We start from the raw sequence: 13,815 nt of genomic DNA, 5'->3' as shown, positions 1-13,815 counted from the left end.
TACGCGGGCCCGACGTGCAACTTCCCGGCGTCCGACGGCGTCCCTGAGGGCATCGGCGTGCCGTGCGGGCGATGCCGGCACGGTCCAAGGAGAGGGCGCATGAACGACGCGCAGTCCCCACGCGCGGTGGTGGTCGGCGGCGGGCTCGCCGGCATCACCGCGGCGCTCGAACTGGCCGACGCGGGCCTGGACGTGACCTTGGTCGAAGGCCGCCCGCGCCTCGGCGGCCTCGCGTTCTCCTTCCGCCGCGGCGAGCTCACCGTGGACAACGGCCAGCACGTCTATCTGCGCTGCTGCACCGCCTACAGCTGGTTCCTCGACCGGGTCGACGGGGCCGAACTCGCCCCGGTCCAGGACCGGTTGGACGTCCCCGTCCTCGATGTCGCCCACCCCCGCGGCCCCCGGCTCGGCCGGCTGCGCCGCGACGCGCTGCCCGTGCCGCTGCACCTCGCGCGCAGCCTGGCGACCTATCCCCACCTCTCGCTCGCCGAGCGGGCCTCCGTCGGGCGCGCCGCGCTCGCCCTGAAGAAGCTCGACCCGGCCGATCCCGCCCTGGACGGCGTGGACTTCGCGACCTGGCTCGGCCGGCACGGTCAGTCCGGGCGCACCATCGAGGCGCTGTGGGACCTGGTGGGCGTCGCGACCCTCAACGCCACCGCGCCGCACGCCTCGCTGGGCCTCGCCGCCATGGTCTTCAAGACCGGGCTGCTCTCCGAGGCGGGCGCCGCCGACATCGGCTGGGCCCGGGTGCCGCTCGGCCATCTGCACGACACGCTGGCCCGCAAGGCCCTCGACGCGGCGGGTGTACGCGTCGGGACGCGTACCAAAGCCGAGTCCATCTCCCGTACCGGACACGGGAGTTGGCAGGTACGGGCGGGCGGCGAGACGCTGGACGCCGAGGTCGTCGTGCTCGCCGTACCGCAGAAGGAGACCCACGACCTGCTGCCCGACGGCGCCCTCGACGACCCGGGCCGGCTGCTCGACATCAAGACCGCGCCGATCCTCAACGTGCACGTCGTCTACGACCGCAAGGTGCTGAAGCAGCCCTTCTTCGCCGCGCTCGGCAGCCCCGTGCAGTGGGTCTTCGACCGTACGGACTCCTCGGGCCTCACCGGCCAGGGGCAGTATCTGGCCCTCTCGCAGTCGGACGCCGGGGACGAGATCGAGCTGCCGGTGGCCGAACTGCGCGCCCGCTATCTGCCCGAGCTGGAAAAGCTGTTGCCCGCGGCGCGCGGCGCGGAGATCCTCGACTTCTTCGTCACCCGGGAGCGGACGGCGACGTTCGCCCCCACCCCCGGCGTCGGACGGTTGCGGCCGTCGGCGCGGACCCGAGCGGACGGCCTGTACCTGGCCGGCGCGTGGACCGCGACCGGCTGGCCCGCGACCATGGAAGGCGCCGTGCGCAGCGGCTTCAGCGCCGCCGGCGCCGCGCTCGCAGCCCTTGGCCGCCCCCACGTTCATCCGCTTCAGGAGGCGGCATGACTGTCAGCAGTACTGGAACAAGAGGAGAGACTGTGCCGACTGTGCCTTCGGCTTCGGCGAATCCGGCTGTGGACGCCGTGGACGTCACCGCCCTGCTGGAGCGGGGGCGCGCGCTGTCGACTCCGGAGCTGCGCGCGGCCGTCGACCGGCTCGCGGCTCCCATGGACACCGTCGCCGCCTACCACTTCGGGTGGATCGACGCCCAGGGGCGTCCGGCGGACGGCGACGGCGGCAAGGCCGTCCGGCCCGCGCTCGCCCTGCTCTCCGCCGAGGCGGCCGGCGCCGCCGCCGAGGTCGGTGTTCCCGGGGCGGTCGCCGTGGAACTCGTGCACAACTTCTCGCTGTTGCACGACGACCTCATGGACGGCGACGAGCAGCGCCGCCACCGCGACACCGTGTGGAAGGTGCACGGCCCGGCCCAGGCGATCCTCGTCGGAGACGCCCTGTTCGCCCTCGCCAACGAGGTCCTGCTGGAACTCGGCACCGTCGAGGCGGGCCGCGCCACCCGCCGACTCACCACCGCCACCCGGAAGTTGATCGACGGTCAGGCCCAGGACATCTCCTACGAGCACCGCGAGCGGGTCACCGTCGAGGAGTGCCTGGAGATGGAGGGCAACAAGACGGGTGCGCTGCTCGCCTGCGCCGTGTCCATCGGTGCGGTCCTCGGCGGCGCCGACGACCGCACGGCCGACACCCTGGAGGCGTACGGCTACCACCTCGGCCTCGCCTTCCAGGCCGTCGACGACCTGCTCGGCATCTGGGGCGACCCCGACGCCACGGGCAAGCAGACCTGGAGCGACCTGCGCCAGCGCAAGAAGTCCCTGCCGGTCGTCGCCGCGCTCGCCGCGGGCGGCCCGGCCTCGACGCGTCTGGGCGAGCTGCTCGCCGCCGACGCCAAGAGCAACGACTTCGACAGCTTCTCCGAGGCCGAGTTCGCCACCCGCGCGGCCCTCATCGAGGAGGCCGGCGGCCGTGAGTGGACCTCCCAGGAGGCCCGCAGGCAGCACACCATCGCGATCGAGGCACTCGGCGCGGTCGACATGCCGGAAAAGGTCCGCGCGCAGCTCACCGCGCTCGCGGACTTCGTCGTCGTCCGAAAGAGATGATCACCATTCCCATATGACGCGCAGTCGCCGGAAGGGCCCGGGAGACCGGGCCGCCTCCGACGGAGACCCCAGCACAGCAGAAGTAGCTACTGCACGAAGGGGAAGCCATGACAGCGACGACCGACGGAAGCACCGGGGCCCCGCGGCCCCGGGCCGCCGCGGCCAGTGCGACAACCGGGACACCTCCCGGCGCGAACGCGGTGCGCGACGCCGCCCGGCAGGCAGCCGAGCGCGGGGTCGGGCACCTGCTCGCGAGACAGGACGCCCAGGGCTGGTGGAAGGGCGACCTGGAGACCAACGTCACCATGGACGCCGAGGACCTGTTACTGCGTCAGTTCCTGGGCATCCAGGACGAGAAGACCCTCCAGGCGGCCGCCCTGTTCATCCGGGGCGAGCAGCGCGACGACGGGACCTGGGCCACCTTCTACGGCGGTCCGGGCGAGCTCTCCACCACCATCGAGGCGTACGTCGCGCTCAGACTGGCCGGTGACCGGCCCGAGGACGCGCACATGGCGCGCGCCTCCGCGTGGATCAGGGCCAAGGGCGGGATCGCCTCGGCGCGGGTGTTCACCCGGATCTGGCTGGCCCTGTTCGGCTGGTGGAAGTGGGACGACCTTCCGGAGCTGCCACCCGAACTGATCTTCCTGCCCTCCTGGGTGCCGCTCAACATCTACGACTTCGGCTGCTGGGCCCGGCAGACCATCGTGCCGCTCACCGTGGTCTCGGCGAAGCGCCCGGTGCGCCCCGCGCCCTTCGCCCTCGACGAGCTGCACACCGACCCCCGGCGCCCCAACCCCGTCAAGCCGCTCTCCCCGTTGCGGAGTTGGAGCGGCGCCTTCCAGCGGCTCGACAAGGTGCTGCACGCCTACCACAAGGTGGCGCCCCGGGCGCTGCGCCGGGCCGCGATGCGCGGCGCCGCCCGCTGGATCGTCGAGCGCCAGGAGAACGACGGCTGCTGGGGCGGCATCCAGCCCCCCGCGGTGTACTCGGTGATCGCCCTGCACCTGCTCGGCTACGACCTCCAACACCCCGTGATGCGGGCCGGGTTGGAGTCGCTGGACCGGTTCGCGGTGTGGCGCGAGGACGGCGCCCGGATGATCGAGGCCTGCCAGTCCCCGGTGTGGGACACCTGCCTCGCCGTCATCGCGCTGGCCGACGCGGGCGTACCGGGCGACCACCCGGCGCTCGTCAAGGCGGCCGACTGGATGCTGGAGGAGGAGATCACCCGGCCCGGCGACTGGGCGGTGCGCAGGCCCGAACTCCCGCCGGGGGGCTGGGCGTTCGAGTTCCACAACGACAACTACCCCGACATCGACGACACCGCCGAGGTGATCCTGGCGCTGCGCCGCGTCAAGCATCCGCGGCCGGAGAAGGTCGAGGCGGCCATCGCCCGCGGGGCCCGCTGGACCCTCGGCATGCAGTCGAGGAACGGGGCCTGGGCCGCGTTCGACGCGGACAACACCAGCTCCTTCCCCAACCGGCTGCCGTTCTGCGACTTCGGCGAGGTCATCGATCCTCCGTCGGCCGACGTCACCGCCCATGTGGTGGAGATGCTGGCCCACGAGGGCCGGTCGCACGATCCGCGCACCCGGCGCGGCATCGAGTGGCTGCTCGCCGAGCAGGAGGCGAGCGGCGCCTGGTTCGGGCGCTGGGGCGTCAACTACGTCTACGGCACCGGGTCGGTGGTGCCCGCCCTCATGGCCGCCGGGTTCCCCGCGGCGCACCCCGCGATCCGCCGCGCGGTGGGCTGGCTGGAGCGCGTACAGAACGACGACGGCGGCTGGGGCGAGGACCTGCGCTCGTACGGTGAGACGGAGTGGGTGGGCCGGGGCCCCTCCACCGCCTCGCAGACCGCCTGGGCGCTGCTCGCGCTTCTCGCGGCGGGGGAGCGGGAGGGCAAGGCGGTCGAACGCGGGGTCGCCTGGCTCGCCGAGAACCAGCGCGAGGACGGTTCCTGGGACGAGCCGTACTTCACGGGCACCGGCTTCCCCTGGGACTTCTCGATCAACTACCACCTATACCGGCAGGTGTTCCCGCTCACCGCGCTCGGCCGCTATGTCCATGGAGAACCGTTCTCCCCCAACGGCGCCAAGGGGAGTTGATGGACACACCCCAGGCCCCGCGGTCCGTGCCGCTGGTGATCGCGTGTGCGCTCACCATCGAGCGGCTCGCGCTGCGCGGCGCCCGCGGCGCGGCAGGGCCGGTCACCGTGGTGCGCAGTGGCATGGGACCCAGGGCCGCCGAGCGCGCGATGGCGGGGGCCCTCGACGGGGCCGTGCTGCGTGACGCGGCGGTGATCGCCTCAGGCTTCTGCGCCGGCCTGGTCCCCGGGATGCACCCCGGGGACCTGATCGTCGCCGAGGAAACCCGCGGCCCGGCGGGCACCACGGTGTGCACCGACACCGAGGTGCTCGCCAAGGCGCTCGTCGAGGCGCTGCCGGGCCGCACGGTCCACACCGGCCCCCTCATCGGGTCCGACCACGTCGTACGGGGCCCGGAGCGGGCCGATCTGAGGGCGACCGGGGCGATCGCGGTGGACATGGAGTCCGCCGCCACCCTCGCGGTCGCCCAGCAGGCCGGATCGCGCCCGGTTGCGGCCGTACGGGTGGTCGTGGACGCTCCAGAACATGAACTCGTCCGGATCGGCACGGTGCGCGGTGGAATATCAGCCTTCCGCGTTCTTCGTGCCGTTCTTCCCGCTTTCTTTGAATGGCACCGTTCTTTGCCGCTCCCCAGGAGGTGAGCCAGATGGCCATGCCGCTTCGCCAGTCCATCAGGGTCGGGACCTATCTCTTTGAACAGAAGTTGCGCAAGCGTGAGAAGTTCCCGCTGATCGTCGAGCTGGAACCGCTTTTCGCCTGCAATCTGAAATGCGAGGGCTGCGGAAAGATCCAGCATCCGGCCGGGATCCTGAAGCAGCGCATGCCGGTGGCCCAGGCCGTCGGAGCGGTCCTGGAATCCGGTGCGCCGATGGTCTCCATCGCCGGTGGCGAGCCCCTGATGCATCCTCAGATCGATGAGATCGTGCGGCAGTTGGTGGCCAAGCGGAAGTATGTCTTCCTGTGCACCAACGCGCTCCTGATGCGCAAGAAGCTGGAGAACTTCACCCCGTCGCCCTACTTCGCCTTCGCCGTGCACATCGACGGGCTGCGCGAGCGGCACGACGAGTCGGTGGCGAAGGAGGGCGTGTTCGACGAGGCGGTGGCGGCGATCAAGGAGGCCAAGCGGCGCGGCTTCCGGGTCACCACCAACTCGACGTTCTTCAACACCGACACCCCCCAGACCATCATCGAGGTGCTCAACTTCCTCAATGACGACCTCAAGGTCGACGAGATGATGATCTCGCCCGCGTACGCCTACGAGAAGGCGCCCGACCAGGAGCACTTCCTGGGCGTCGAGCAGACCAGGGAACTCTTCAAGAAGGCGTTCTCCGGCGGCAACCGGGCACGCTGGCGGCTCAACCACTCGCCGCTCTTCCTGGACTTCCTGGAGGGCAAGGCCGACTTCCCGTGCACGGCGTGGGCGATCCCCAACTACTCGCTCTTCGGCTGGCAGCGACCCTGCTACCTGATGAGCGACGGGTATGTGCCGACCTACCGCGAACTGGTCGAGGAGACCGACTGGGACAAGTACGGCCGGGGCAAGGACGAGCGGTGCGCGAACTGCATGGCGCACTGCGGATACGAGCCGACCGCGGTGCTCGCGACCATGGGGTCGCTGAAGGAGTCGCTGCGGGCGGTCCGCGAGACCGTCCAGGGAAACCGCGGCTGATGCCGACGGCCCCGGAGAGCGGGTCTCTCCGGGGCTCCCCGGCGGCCGTGGCCAGAAGGTGGCCGAGGGCCGCCGTGCCGGGCCCGGGGTTGCTCGTGAACTGAACGGGATCGACAAGAGGGGGCCCGAACGTGACGATCTTGGAAAGCATCCGGGGGCCGCACGACCTGAAAGCGCTGGACCGGACGGCCTTGGGTGAACTCGCCCGGGAAATCCGGGAGTTCCTCATCCAGGCGGTGGCCCGCACCGGCGGCCACCTCGGCCCCAACCTGGGGGTGGTCGAGCTCTCCATCGGCCTGCACCGGGCCTTCGACTCCCCGGTCGACCGCATCCTGTGGGACACCGGCCACCAGAGCTACGTACACAAACTGCTCACCGGACGCCAGGACTTCTCGAAGCTGCGCACCAAGGGAGGCCTGTCCGGCTACCCCTCGCGCGCCGAGTCCGAGCACGACGTCATAGAGAACTCGCACGCCTCCACCGTCCTCGGCTGGGCCGACGGGCTCGCCAAGGCGAACGAGGTGCTCGGCCGGTCCGGCCATGTCGTCGCCGTCATCGGGGACGGCGCGCTGACCGGGGGCATGGCCTGGGAGGCGCTCAACAACATCGCCGCCGTCCGCGACCGCCCGCTGATCATCGTGGTCAACGACAACGCGCGCTCGTACGGGCCGACCATCGGCGCTCTCGCCGGTCACCTCGCGGCCCTGCGCACCAGCGACGGCTACGAGCGGGTCCTGGCGTGGGGCAAGGACGCGCTCCGCAGGACACCCGTCGTGGGGCAGCCGCTGTACGGGTCGCTGCACGGAGCGAAGAAGGGGTTCAAGGACGCCGTCGCCCCCCAGGGCATGTTCGAGGACCTGGGCCTGAAGTACGTCGGGCCCATCGACGGGCACGACACCGACGCCGTCGAGTCCGCCCTCGTACGGGCCAAACGCTTCCACGGTCCGGTCCTCGTGCACTGCCTCACCGAGAAGGGCCGCGGCTACCAGGCCGCGCTCGACGACGAGGCCGACCGGTTCCACACCGTCGGCGCGATGGACCCGCTGACCTGTGAACCCCTGGCTCCGGCGGGCGGGCCGTCCTGGACGTCGGTGTTCGGGGAGGAGCTCGCCCGACTCGGCGCCGAGCGGCCCGACATCGTCGCCCTCACCGCCGCCATGCTGCACCCCACCGGCCTGAGCCGTTTCGCCGAGCGCTTCCCGGAGCGGGTGTGGGACGTGGGCATCGCCGAACAGCACGCCGCGGTCTGCGCCGCCGGGCTCGCCACCGGCGGACTGCACCCGGTGGTCGCCGTGTACGCGACCTTCCTCAACCGCGCCTTCGACCAAGTGCTCATGGACGTGGCCCTGCACCGGTGCGGAGTGACGTTCGTCCTGGACCGGGCCGGCGTGACCGGCGTCGACGGGCCCTCCCACAACGGCATGTGGGACCTGTCGGTGCTCCAGGTCGTGCCCGGGCTCAGGATCGCCGCGCCACGCGACGCCGCCCAGTTGCGGGGCCAGCTCCGCGAGGCCGTGGACGTGGACGACGCGCCGACGGTGCTGCGTTTCCCCAAGGAGTCCGTGGGGCCCGAGGTCCCCGCGCTCGCCCGGCTCGGCGGCATGGACGTGCTGCGCCGCGACGAGGACGCCGAGGTGCTTTTGGTCGCGGTCGGGGTGCTCGCGCCGGTCTGTCTCCAGGCGGCCGAGCTGCTCGCCGGGCGCGGCATCACCTGCACGGTGGTCGACCCGCGCTGGGTCAAGCCCGTCGACGAACAGCTCGCCCCGCTCGCCGCGCGCCACCAACTGGTCGCCGTGGTGGAGGACAACGTCCGCAGCGGCGGCGTCGGTTGGGCGGTCGGGCAGGCCCTGCGCGACGCCGGGGTCGACGTACCGCTGCGCGGCTTCGGCATCCCCGAGCAGTTCCTCGCGCACGCCAAGCGCGGCGAGGTGCTGGCCGACATCGGGCTCACCCCGGTGGAGATCGCGGGACGGATCGGCGCCGCGCTCGCGGCGACCACACAAGCCGCCGCGGCGGCCGGGAAGGAGAGCGACGCATGACCGACGGCGAGCCGAAGGGCTTTCCCGCACCGGCCTCCGGGGCCCCGGGCGACAAGGGCTTCGACCTGACGCGGCTGCTTGCCGAACGCGGGGCCGAACGCTACGAGCTGCACGCCAGACACCTCAACCACCAGCTCCCGCGCATGCTGCACACCATCGGCTTCGACAAGGTCTACGAGCGGGCCGAGGGCGCCTACTTCTGGGACTCCGAGGGCAATGACTACCTCGACATGCTGGCCGGCTTCGGAGTCATGGGCCTGGGGCGCCACCACCCCGTCGTGCGCAAGGCGCTGCACGACGTCCTGGACGCCTCGCTCGCGGACCTGACCCGCTTCGACTGCCAGCCCCTGCCCGGTCTGCTCGCCGAGCGGCTCCTCGCGCACAGCCCGCACCTGGACCGGGTGTTCTTCGGCAACAGCGGCACCGAGGCCGTGGAGACCGCCCTCAAATTCGCCCGGTACGCCACCGGCAAGCCCAGGATCCTGTACTGCTCGCACGCCTTCCACGGTCTGACGACCGGCTCGCTCTCGGTCAACGGCGAGTCCGGGTTCCGCGACGGCTTCGCGCCGCTGCTGCCCGACACCGCCGTCGCGCTCGGCGATCTGGCCGCGCTGGAAAGGGAGTTGAAGCGCGGCGACGTGGCGGCCCTCATCGTCGAACCGATCCAGGGCAAGGGCGTCCACGAGGCGCCGCCCGGCTATCTGCGGGCCGCGCAGGAGCTCCTGCACCGGCACAAGGCGCTGCTGATCGCCGACGAGGTGCAGACCGGCCTCGGCCGCACCGGTGACTTCTACGCCTACCAGCACGACGAGGGCGTCGAACCGGACCTGGTGTGCGTGGCCAAGGCGCTCTCCGGCGGCTATGTGCCGGTCGGCGCGACGCTCGGCAAGGACTGGATCTTCAAGAAGGTGTACTCGTCGATGGACCGGGTGCTCGTCCACTCGGCGAGCTTCGGCTCCAACGCCCAGGCGATGGCGGCCGGGCTCGCGGTGCTCTCGGTGATGCGGGACGAGAAGGTCGTGGAGAACGCGCGCACCACCGGCGATCTGCTGCGCACCCGGCTCGCCGCCCTCATCGACCGCTATGAGCTCCTCTCGGACGTACGCGGTCGCGGGCTCATGATCGGCATCGAGTTCGGCCGGCCGTCCTCGCTCAAGCTGCGCGGTCGCTGGACCATGCTCCAGGCCGCCCGCAAGGGCCTCTTCGCGCAGATGGTCGTGGTGCCGCTCTTGCAGAAACACCGGATCCTGACCCAGGTCTCCGGCGACCACCTCGAAGTGATCAAGCTGATCCCGCCGCTCACCATCACGGAGCGCGAGGTGGACCGGTTCGTCACGGCCTTCACCGCCGTCATGGACGACGCCCACGCAGGTGGCGGACTGATGTGGGACTTCGGCCGCACGCTGGTGAAGCAGGCGGTCGCCAACCGATAGCGGCCGTGGACGAAGGGGCTTTGCCTCAGAGGCAAAAAGTTTGCCTCTGAGGCAATCGCCTGTCTGAATGGAGCGCATGAGCACTCCTGGCGACGACGACGTCGCGGCGCTCCCGGACGTCGCGCCCCGGCTGCGCGAACTGCGCCGGCGCCGCGGCCTCACCCTGGAGGCCGCCGCCCAGCGGGCCGACCTCTCGCCCGCCCATCTGTCCCGCCTCGAAACGGGGGGCCGTCAGCCCTCGCTGCCCATGCTGCTCGGACTCGCCCGTATCTACGGTACGACGGTCTCCGAGCTGCTCGGCGAGATGCCCCCCGAACGCGAGCCCGTCATCCGGGCCGGCCGCGCCGCCCCGCACGAGGTCGACGGCTGGACCTACCACCAGACCGGTGCGTCCGCCCGCGCCATGCAGGCCCTGCGCGTCGAGGTCCCGTACGGCACCCAGCGCGACCTGGTGCGGGTCCACCCCGGCGAGGAGTGGCTGTACGTCCTGACCGGGCGGCTCCGTCTCAGCCTGGGGGACGCCACCCATGAGCTCGACCCCGGCGACAGCGCCCACTTCGACTCACTGACCCCGCACCGCATCTCGGCCGCCTCGCACGGCGGGGCCGAGTTCCTGTTCGTGCACACGCTGCTCCAGAGCCCCGACCCGCATCCGCACCACCCGCACAGCTGAGAGGACGGGAACAGACATGTCCGAGCACGAGATCGCACCCGCGTCGAGGGAGCCCCGCAAGAACATCGAGGAGACGGCCGAGACCAAGTTCCCCAGGGGTCTGGTCGTCCGGCTGTTCGCCTACCTCGTCGCGGGACACATCTTCGCGGGCTTCCTCTATCTGCTCTTCGCGGTCGGCGGTAAGTGACGGAGCCTCCCGCCGCTCAGGCCGCGCTCTCCAGGAGGCGTTCGCGCAGCCGCTCGCGGGTCTCGCCGGACAGGCCGAGGCCCTCGGAGAAGTAGCGGTCGGTGGTGCCCCAGGTCTCCTCGATGGTGTCGAACGCCGCGTGCAGATAGCTGGAGCGGGCGTCGAAGAGGGGGCTCAGGAGCTCCATCACCTCGTCGGACATCGCGTCCGGGGACGTGCTGGAGCGACGCACCTTGTAGCGGCGGTGCGGGTCGTTGGACTTGAGGTAGTCCGCCTCGATGGCGTCCCGCTCCACGCCGACCGCCAGCAGCGCCACCGCGATGGACAGACCCGCCCGGTCCTTGCCCGCCGCACAGTGCATCAGCGCGGGCACGCTGTCCTCGGCCAGGGCGTGCAGCACCCGGCTGTGCTCGGCGGTGCGCTGGGTGATGATCTCGCGGTACGAGTGGATCATCCGGTCCGCGCCCTTGGTGCCGGAGAGCGCCGAGCGCAGCTCGTCGAGGTCGCCGTCGCGGACCATCTTCCAGAACTCGGCCCCGTCGGCCGGGTCGGTGAGCGGGATGTTGACGTTGCGGACGCCCGGCAGCTCGACGTCGGGCCCCTCCAGCTTCTGGTCCCCGGCATTGCGGAAGTCGAAGACGGTGTGCAGGTGGAGGGTGCTGAGAAAGGCCGCGTCGGCCGCCGTGGCATGCGCCAGGTGTCCGCTGCGGAAGAGCCGCCCGCCGCGCACCCGCAGTCCGTCCACGGTCGGCAACCCGCCCACGTCACGGAAGTTGCGCACCCCCACCAGCTCGGGCTCTGTGGCGGGGATCTGCGGAATCTGCTGGGTCACGGGGACTCCTGACGTCGATCCTGGGTGGCGCGTCCTGCGCGTCTGTCGACGATACGACATGTGTTCCTGGGGCAATCATCTCGGTGCGTACCGCACAGCCGTTGCCCCCGGGGCCGGGCAGCCCCGATCCTGTGCGTACGTGTGCGTACGTGTGCTGATCTGGGGGTCGCGATGATCGAGACCGGTGACAACGGACGTCTGTGGCTGCTCACGGGGCGGAGCAGCAGTTATGCGCTGCACCTCACCGACGACGACGAGTTGCTGCACCTCCACTGGGGCCCCCGGATCACCGTCGCCGACGCGACAGCACTGGCCCGGGAGCCGCTCCCACCCCCCTGGCCCTTCGAGTCGCGCCTGGATGGACGCGAGGAGTACCCGGTCGAGGGCGGGCCCCGTTTCGTGCGCCCCGCGCTCTCGGTGCGCGCGGGGCGGGCTCGCGGCACCGCCTGCGACTTCACCGGCGCCGAAGTCGCCCCGGACGAACTGCGGTTGTGCTTCACCGACCCCGTGAACGGCCTCGCGATCACCCTGCACTACCGGATGCGCGACGAGTTCGACGTCCTGGAACGCTGGACGACCGCCGCCCATCAAGGGGCGGACGGGGAAGTGGAGTTGCTGCGGGCGGACGCCGCGACGTGGACGCTGCCGGAGCGCGACGGCTGGCGCCTGTCCCATCTGCACGGCCGCTGGGCCGCCGAGTCCCGTCTCGTACGGTGCGACCTCACCCCCGGCGAGACGGTGCTCGGCAGCAGGCGCGGCCACACCGGGCATCAGCATCTGCCCTGGGTCGCGCTCGACGCCGACGCCCAGGCCACCGAGGAGAGCGGCGAGGTGTACGGCTGCGCGCTCGCCTGGTCGGGGTCCTGGCGCATCGCCGTCCAACGCCTGCCCGACGGCCGGGTACAGATCAACGGCGGCGCCGGGTACGACGACGCGGGCCTGGTGCTGCTCGCGCCGGGAGAGTCGTACACCTCCCCGGTGTTCGCGGGGCTCTGGAGCGGCGAGGGGTTCGGCGGGGCCAGCCGGCAGTGGCACGCCTGGCAGCTCGCCGAGGTGATCCCCGGGGCCGAGCAGCCGCGTCCGGTGCTCTACAACTCCTGGGAGGCCACCCTCTTCGACATCTCCGAGGACCAACAGCGCGCCCTCGCACACCGGGCCGCCGAGATGGGCGTCGAACTGTTCGTGGTCGACGACGGCTGGTTCGGCGCCCGCACCCACGACGGGGCGGGCCTCGGCGACTGGACCCCCAACTCCCAACGCTTCCCCGCCGGGTTGAAGCCCCTCGCCGACGAAGTGCACGCTCTGGGGATGCGGTTCGGGATCTGGGTCGAGCCCGAAATGGTGAACCCCGACAGCGACCTCTACCGCGCCCACCCCGACTGGGTGCAGTTCCAGCCCGGCCGCCCCCGCACCGAGTTCCGCAACCAGCTCGTCCTCAACCTCGCTCGTCAGGACGTACGGGAGTACGTGGGGGAGCAGTTGGACGCGCTGCTCTCCAGCGCGCCCATCGACTACGTCAAGTGGGACTTCAACCGGTGCTTCACGGACGCCGGTTGGCCGGGGGAGGCCTACCCCCAGAAACTGTGGACCGAGCACGTACACGCCTTCTACGCCCTCCTCGACCGGCTCCGGGCCGCCCACCCCCACGTCGCCTTCGAGTCCTGTTCCGGCGGTGGCGGACGCGTCGATCTCGGGGTGCTCTCCCGCACCGACCAGGTGTGGACCTCCGACAACACCGACCCCCTGGACCGCCTCGCCATCCAGCACGGCTTCAGCCAGCTCCACCCCGCCCGGGTCATGGCGGCCTGGGTGACCGACAGCCCCAACACCCAGCTCAACGGGCGCGTCAGCAGTCTGCGTTTCCGCTTCGTGAGCGCGATGGCGGGGGTGCTGGGCGTGGGCGGGGACCTGTCCCGGTGGAGCCCGGCCGAACGCGCCGAGGCGCGCGACTGGGTTGCGCTGTACAAAGAGATCAGGCCGGTCGTGCAGCTCGGCGCTCAGTACCGGCTGCGGGCACCCGAAGGCGGCCTGAGCGCGGTCCAGTACACCTACGGCTGCGACACCGTCGTCCTGGCCTGGCTCCAGGCGCAGCACTACGGGGAGCCGCCGCCCGCCGTGCGGCTGCGCGGGCTCGACCCGGCCGCGTCCTACGCCCGCGTCGACACCGGCGCCGTCCACAGCGGCGCCGTCCTGCTCCACCGGGGGCTCGTCACCGGCCTGCGCGGCGACCTCGACGCGGCGGTGTTCCGGTTGCGCAGGGTGGAGGGGTAGCGCCGCCCGGGCGAGAGCCGA

The 13,815-nt window shown here is 71.5% G+C and carries 11 protein-coding genes; 10 read left to right on the top strand and 1 reads right to left on the bottom strand.

What is annotated here, in order from left to right:
- Nucleotides 1-99: 99 nt before the first annotated feature.
- The 9 genes from hpnE to DWB77_RS37645 all read left to right on the top strand — a co-directional run bounded on the left by hpnE (nt 100) and on the right by DWB77_RS37645 (nt 10,691).
- Nucleotides 100-1,482 (top strand): hydroxysqualene dehydroxylase HpnE, encoded by a 1,383-nt coding sequence (gene hpnE / locus DWB77_RS07000; protein WP_120720417.1) that lies wholly within the window; start codon nt 100-102, stop codon nt 1,480-1,482.
- Nucleotides 1,479-2,588 carry a polyprenyl synthetase family protein gene (locus DWB77_RS06995; RefSeq protein WP_120720416.1) on the top strand — a complete coding sequence of 370 codons (1,110 nt, stop codon included), beginning with the start codon at nt 1,479-1,481 and terminating at the stop codon, nt 2,586-2,588. Before hpnE ends, DWB77_RS06995 begins: the two co-directional genes overlap by 4 nt.
- Nucleotides 2,589-2,695: 107 nt before the next feature.
- Nucleotides 2,696-4,690 (top strand): squalene--hopene cyclase, encoded by a 1,995-nt coding sequence (shc, locus tag DWB77_RS06990; protein ID WP_120720415.1) that lies wholly within the window; start codon nt 2,696-2,698, stop codon nt 4,688-4,690.
- Complete coding sequence (locus DWB77_RS06985) at nt 4,690-5,331, top strand: 1-hydroxy-2-methyl-2-butenyl 4-diphosphate reductase (RefSeq protein ID WP_120720414.1); 642 nt, start codon at nt 4,690-4,692, stop codon at nt 5,329-5,331. Before shc ends, DWB77_RS06985 begins: the two co-directional genes overlap by 1 nt.
- 5 nt (nt 5,332-5,336) lie before the next feature.
- Nucleotides 5,337-6,359: an adenosyl-hopene transferase HpnH gene (gene hpnH, locus DWB77_RS06980; RefSeq protein ID WP_120720413.1), complete on the top strand. Its 1,023-nt coding sequence runs from the start codon at nt 5,337-5,339 to the stop codon at nt 6,357-6,359.
- A gap of 131 nt (nt 6,360-6,490) precedes the next feature.
- Nucleotides 6,491-8,398: a 1-deoxy-D-xylulose-5-phosphate synthase gene (gene dxs / locus DWB77_RS06975; protein ID WP_120720412.1), complete on the top strand. Its 1,908-nt coding sequence runs from the start codon at nt 6,491-6,493 to the stop codon at nt 8,396-8,398.
- On the top strand, nt 8,395-9,831 hold the full coding sequence (locus DWB77_RS06970; protein ID WP_120720411.1) for an aspartate aminotransferase family protein: 1,437 nt from the start codon (nt 8,395-8,397) through the stop codon (nt 9,829-9,831). The genes dxs and DWB77_RS06970 overlap by 4 nt, the downstream gene beginning before the upstream one ends.
- Before the next feature lie 76 nt (nt 9,832-9,907).
- A complete protein-coding gene (locus DWB77_RS06965) occupies nt 9,908-10,504 on the top strand; it encodes a helix-turn-helix domain-containing protein (protein WP_120720410.1) in 597 nt (198 codons plus the stop codon).
- Between the two features lie 16 nt (nt 10,505-10,520).
- Nucleotides 10,521-10,691 carry a DUF6126 family protein gene (locus tag DWB77_RS37645; RefSeq protein WP_162952463.1) on the top strand — a complete coding sequence of 57 codons (171 nt, stop codon included), beginning with the start codon at nt 10,521-10,523 and terminating at the stop codon, nt 10,689-10,691.
- 16 nt (nt 10,692-10,707) lie between these two features.
- On the opposite strand, the gene DWB77_RS06960 is transcribed toward DWB77_RS37645, so the two are convergent.
- The gene (locus DWB77_RS06960) at nt 10,708-11,523 is read right to left on the bottom strand and encodes a tyrosine-protein phosphatase (protein WP_246033440.1); all 816 of its coding nucleotides are present in this window, start codon (nt 11,521-11,523) and stop codon (nt 10,708-10,710) included.
- Nucleotides 11,524-11,694: 171 nt separating this feature from the next.
- On the opposite strand from DWB77_RS06960, the gene DWB77_RS06955 reads away from it, so the two are divergent.
- Nucleotides 11,695-13,794 carry an alpha-galactosidase gene (locus DWB77_RS06955; RefSeq protein WP_120720408.1) on the top strand — a complete coding sequence of 700 codons (2,100 nt, stop codon included), beginning with the start codon at nt 11,695-11,697 and terminating at the stop codon, nt 13,792-13,794.
- Nucleotides 13,795-13,815 lie beyond the last annotated feature (21 nt).

It is taken from the genome of Streptomyces hundungensis, from assembly GCF_003627815.1.
Classification (GTDB): Bacteria; Actinomycetota; Actinomycetes; order Streptomycetales; family Streptomycetaceae; genus Streptomyces; species Streptomyces hundungensis_A.
The sequence above is the reverse complement of the archived record's forward strand: the minus strand, read 5'-3'. Positions and strand labels throughout refer to the sequence as shown.

Bases quoted from the DNA above. Each gene is read 5' to 3' on its own strand.
- hpnE (WP_120720417.1), top strand. From the start codon at position 100: ATGAACGACGCGCAGTCCCCACGCGCGGTGGTGGTCGGCGGCGGGCTC.
- DWB77_RS06995 (WP_120720416.1), top strand. From the start codon at position 1,479: ATGACTGTCAGCAGTACTGGAACAAGAGGAGAGACTGTGCCGACTGTG.
- shc (WP_120720415.1), top strand. From the start codon at position 2,696: ATGACAGCGACGACCGACGGAAGCACCGGGGCCCCGCGGCCCCGGGCC.
- DWB77_RS06985 (WP_120720414.1), top strand. From the start codon at position 4,690: ATGGACACACCCCAGGCCCCGCGGTCCGTGCCGCTGGTGATCGCGTGT.
- hpnH (WP_120720413.1), top strand. From the start codon at position 5,337: ATGGCCATGCCGCTTCGCCAGTCCATCAGGGTCGGGACCTATCTCTTT.
- DWB77_RS06970 (WP_120720411.1), top strand. From the start codon at position 8,395: ATGACCGACGGCGAGCCGAAGGGCTTTCCCGCACCGGCCTCCGGGGCC.
- DWB77_RS06965 (WP_120720410.1), top strand. From the start codon at position 9,908: ATGAGCACTCCTGGCGACGACGACGTCGCGGCGCTCCCGGACGTCGCG.
- DWB77_RS37645 (WP_162952463.1), top strand. From the start codon at position 10,521: ATGTCCGAGCACGAGATCGCACCCGCGTCGAGGGAGCCCCGCAAGAAC.
- DWB77_RS06955 (WP_120720408.1), top strand. From the start codon at position 11,695: ATGATCGAGACCGGTGACAACGGACGTCTGTGGCTGCTCACGGGGCGG.